The 4375-nt window shown below is 61.6% G+C and carries 5 protein-coding genes; 4 read left to right on the top strand and 1 reads right to left on the bottom strand.

The window, feature by feature from the left end:
* Positions 1 to 210: 210 nt before the first annotated feature.
* The 4 genes from EN884_RS27270 to EN884_RS27255 all read left to right on the top strand — a co-directional run bounded on the left by EN884_RS27270 (position 211) and on the right by EN884_RS27255 (position 2798).
* A complete protein-coding gene (locus EN884_RS27270) occupies positions 211 to 588 on the top strand; it encodes a hypothetical protein (RefSeq protein ID WP_013531369.1) in 378 nt (125 codons plus the stop codon).
* A 168-nt stretch (positions 589 to 756) separates the two neighbouring features.
* Positions 757 to 1125 carry a GFA family protein gene (locus EN884_RS27265; RefSeq protein WP_024503891.1) on the top strand — a complete coding sequence of 123 codons (369 nt, stop codon included), beginning with the start codon at positions 757 to 759 and terminating at the stop codon, positions 1123 to 1125.
* Positions 1126 to 1300: 175 nt separating this feature from the next.
* Entirely contained in the window at positions 1301 to 1951 is a 651-nt protein-coding gene (locus EN884_RS27260; protein ID WP_013531371.1) for an OmpA family protein, read from the top strand.
* A 241-nt stretch (positions 1952 to 2192) separates the two neighbouring features.
* Positions 2193 to 2798 carry a hypothetical protein gene (locus EN884_RS27255; protein ID WP_013531372.1) on the top strand — a complete coding sequence of 202 codons (606 nt, stop codon included), beginning with the start codon at positions 2193 to 2195 and terminating at the stop codon, positions 2796 to 2798.
* A gap of 71 nt (positions 2799 to 2869) precedes the next feature.
* Here EN884_RS27255 and EN884_RS27250 read toward each other — a convergent pair.
* Positions 2870 to 4375, bottom strand: a 1506-nt coding sequence (locus EN884_RS27250) for a DEAD/DEAH box helicase (RefSeq protein WP_164895175.1), incomplete at its 5' end; no start/stop codon positions are given.

Raw genomic sequence — 4375 nt, 5'->3', positions numbered from 1 at the left:
GTAGCGGATGCCTGACGTCTGTAGAACGATGTCGGGAATGCATGTTCTTGCGCCGACCAAGGAATCAGCCCAGCATCCAAGGGCTGGGAGAGAAAAAGCATTTATGGCCGGACGCGGCATATCTGCGACCCGACGATCCGGCCACTGGGAAGATACGTTCCGGGAACGGGCAAGCGAAACGCTTGATGCTCGTTTGAAAGGAACGTTTCCATGTCTGCTGCCACACTCAGATCGGCCAATGCCGTTCAACCGGCTGGCCGACTTTTGTTTTCCCTGTTCGCGATCGGCGCGATGGCAATGCTGACGGCACCTGCCTTCGCGCATGACGCCACGCCCACGGCGGCAAAGCCACAAGGCTGGAGTTATCCGTTCGCATGCTGCGCCAACTATGATTGTCGCACGACCCATACAGGCGAAGTGCTGGAGAAACCCGAGGGCTATGTCATCGCCGGAACGGGTGAGGTCGTTCCAATGACCGACAAGCGTGTCAAGGACAGCCCGGACGGCGAGTTCCATTGGTGCGCGCACCAGGGGGGCCTCGACGCCGGCAGGACAATCTGCCTGTTCGTGCCGCCGCGCTCGTATTGACGATAGGAGCGCATTCCTACGTCCGCCTGATCGCGTGTGACGGGACGGGCTTGCTGAGACGCGCCTGTCGCGGTAGCGCCGGTGATGCTTGCTGACAGACAGTTGTCAGGAGCACCTCTTTATGCTGCCTTTGCCGCACAGGGTGGCGGCGACAGGAGGAGTTCGTTGATGACCATCAAGGCAAGCTGTCATTGCAAGGCGACGACGTTCGAGGTTTCGCAAGCACCGCAGACGGTGACGCAATGCACCTGTTCTTTCTGCTCGAAACGCGGCTCGCTCTGGGCCTATTACGTGCCTTCGCAATTCAAGCTCACCAGCCCGATGGAGAACGTCTCTTTCTATCGTTGGGGGTCGAAGACCGTAAAGCACGGTTTTTGCGCCACCTGCGGCTGCGGCACCTTTACCGAAACGCCGGACTGGTCGACAGGCGAGCCGGATTTCGACAATCCCAAGATCAGCGTCAACTCGCGGCTGTTCGATGATTTCGATCTCGACAAGGTCGAAGTGGTTGTCATAGACGGCAAGAACCTCTGGTAGCTTATCCAAACCATTCCGGCACGGCGATGCGGCGCCACCACCGGGTATTGGTCACTCGGGAAAAGCCGTGAACGGCGCTTTTGCCGTTCCGCTTTTCGCCGCAATTCATGGTACAAGTCGCGGGAAGGGCTGATTTGGCGCCACCGCAAGGCGTGACTTGGAGAGGGACCATCCTATGAAAAAGACTGTGCTCGTCGTCGTGGCGACGGCTGTGCTCGTGAGCGCCTGCACCACCACCGATCCGTATACAGGCGACCAGAAGATTTCCAACACGGCGGCCGGCGCCGGCCTTGGCGCCCTGGCGGGTGCCAGCCTTGGCCTGCTTGCCGGTGGCAACGACCGCCGCAACGCACTGATCGGCGCCGGCATCGGCGCGCTGGCCGGCGGCGCCATCGGCGCCACGATGGACCAGAACGAGGCCGAACTGCGCCGGCAGCTCGAGGGCACCGGTGTCAGCGTCACCCGCAGCGGCGACCAGATCATCCTCAACATGCCGTCCGACATCACCTTCAACTCGGATCAGGATGCGGTGAAGCCCGGCTTCTACCAGGTCCTGAACTCCGTCGCGCTGGTGCTGAAGAAGTTCAAGCAGACCACGGTCGACGTGTTCGGCCACACCGATTCGACCGGTGGCGACCAGCACAATTTCGATTTGTCGCAGCGTCGTGCTTTGGCGGTGGCGAACTATCTGTCCGGTCAGGGCGTGGATCAGCGGCGCTTCGCCGTCACAGGCTTCGGCAAGACACGTCCGGTCGCATCCAATGCCACAGCCGAAGGTCGGGCCCAGAACCGCCGCGTCGAGATCCAGCTGTCGCCGCTCACCTGATCCGTCCGGCAAGCGGATGCGAAACGGCCCTCATGCGGGGCCGTTTTTGTTTGAGCTGACATCGGCGCTCTGGATGGGTACGGTATAGATTTAGTTATTGCTAAAATATAGCTTTCCGGCGGCCATGGAAAGGAATAGCATCATGGCAGTCCAGCGGGGATGAGGCGGTGTAACCGGCCGCGCAATCAGCATTTTTCCGCCTCGGTCTTGCACGGCCAGATCAGAAATCTGGGAGGAATGCATGACAAGAACAGCCAGCCTTGGGCGCTGTGGCGTCCTCGTTTTAACAGGTTTGGTAGGCGCGTGGCTGAACGTTGCTTCGGCTCGGGCCGAGGACGCCAACAAGGCCGACATCGAAGCCTTGAAAAAGTCGCTCGCCAAATATGAGGATTACACCGCTGCCGTCCGCGATCTCTATCTGTCGACGGTCGGCTGCGTCTACTACAGCGGAGAAAAGATAGCGGGCGCGATGGATTACCCGAAGGGCGCCATGGGTATTCACTTCGTCAATGTCCCGAGTGTCGGCCAGAAGCTCGACCCGATGCACCCCAACGTGCTGATCTATGAACCGACCAAGAAGGGTTTGCGGCTGGTGGGCGCGGAATGGCTGGTGCCTCTGACGCCGGACATAAAGGAGCCTCCGAAGCTGTTTGGCCAAACCTTCATGGGGCCGATGGAGGGGCACTACCCTCTCATCCCGAAGGAGTTCGTCCATTACGACCTTCATGCCTGGCTCGGGGACAATCCGAACGGCATGTTCAGTCCGACGAACCCGAACGTGAAATGCTCGAAGGCCGAGTTTCCGATGCTGGAAAAACCGACCAAGATGATGCCTGGGCCGATGTAACGGGCGAACCAGGCTGGAGCTCTACCGAGAAGGCAAGCCGGATGGCTGGCTTGCCTTCGAAGCGGTCGGGATCAGACCTTGGCGACGATCCGCATGAAGGCCGGCATGTCATCGCCGAAGCCAACGGTGGAATCGTTGTCTTCCTGGTGACGTTGGCGGGCAGGGCGGCTGTTGTCTCGCTGCGGCCGGGTATCGCCGCGTTCCGGTGCGCGCTGTTCGTTGCGATCGGACGATTTGCGCTCGGTGTTTTCCGAACGGATCGCTTCCTTGCGCGAGCGCCGTTCGCCGACGTCGGCGGCTGCCGCTGCGACCTCGGCCGCCGGCTGGTCCTCGCGGACTGTTTCCGGTGCCGTGTCTTCGCTGCGCTTGGCGTGGCGTTCGCGCGGTTTGCGCTCGCCGCCCTTTTCCCTGCTGCGGTCGTCGTCCTTGCGACCGGCGCGGCGCGGTGCGCCCTTGCCACGGCGCGGAGCATCGTCCTCGCCGCCTTCGCTGGCAACCACCGTCGACAAGTCGCCGTCATGCCATTCGATCTTGTTGCCGATCAGCCGCTCGATGGCGTCGATGTATTTGGTGTCCGACTTGGTCGCGATGGTGAAGGATTTTCCGGAGCGTCCGGCGCGGCCGGTACGGCCGATACGGTGGACATAATCCTCGGCATGGATCGGCACGTCATAGTTGAAGACATGGCTGACGTCGGGGATGTCCAAGCCGCGCGCGGCGACGTCGGAAGCGACGAGGTAGCGCAGCTTGCCGTCGCGGAAATTGGCCAGCATCTGCATGCGCGCGCGCTGGTCCATGTCGCCATGCAGCGCACCGGCGTCGAAATCATACTTCAGCAGCGAGCGGAACAGTTCCGACACTTCGACCTTGCGGTTGCAGAAGATGATGGCGTTCTTCAGTTCGGCATCTTCGGCCTTGATCAGGTTGCGCAGCGTCTCGCGCTTGTCCCACGGCTTGGAGCCTGATTTGACCAGCCGCTGGGTGATGTTGGTGGCGGCGGACGCGGCCTTCGAGACCTCGACGCGCACCGGCGCATGCAGGAATTTCTCGGTCAGCTTGGTGATTTCCGGCGGCATCGTCGCCGAGAAGAACAGCGTCTGCCTGGTGAACGGGATCATCTCGCAGATGCGCTCGATGTCGGGAATGAAGCCCATGTCGAGCATGCGGTCGGCTTCGTCGATGACGAGGATCTCGACGCCATTGAGCAACAGCTTGCCGCGCTCGCGGTGATCGAGCAGGCGGCCGGGCGTCGCGATCAGCACGTCGACGCCGCGCTCCAGCTTCTTGTTCTGTTCGTCGAATGAGACACCGCCGATCAGGAGCGCGATGTTGAGCTTGTGGTTCTTGCCATATCGGATGAAATTCTCTTCGACCTGCGCGGCGAGTTCGCGCGTCGGCTCCAGGATCAGCGTGCGCGGCATACGGGCGCGGGCCCGGCCGTTTTCGAGGCGGGTCAGCATCGGCAGCACGAAGGAAGCCGTCTTGCCAGTGCCGGTCTGGGCGATGCCCAAAATATCCTTGCCGAGCAAGGCGTGCGGGATCGCACCAGCCTGGATCGGCGTCGGCTGGGTGTAGCC

This window comes from Mesorhizobium sp. M7A.F.Ca.AU.001.01.1.1 (assembly GCF_004022735.1).
Lineage (GTDB): Bacteria > Pseudomonadota > Alphaproteobacteria > Rhizobiales > Rhizobiaceae > Mesorhizobium > Mesorhizobium ciceri.
Note: the sequence above shows the minus strand (reverse complement) of the source record. Positions and strands in the feature narration are given on the sequence as shown.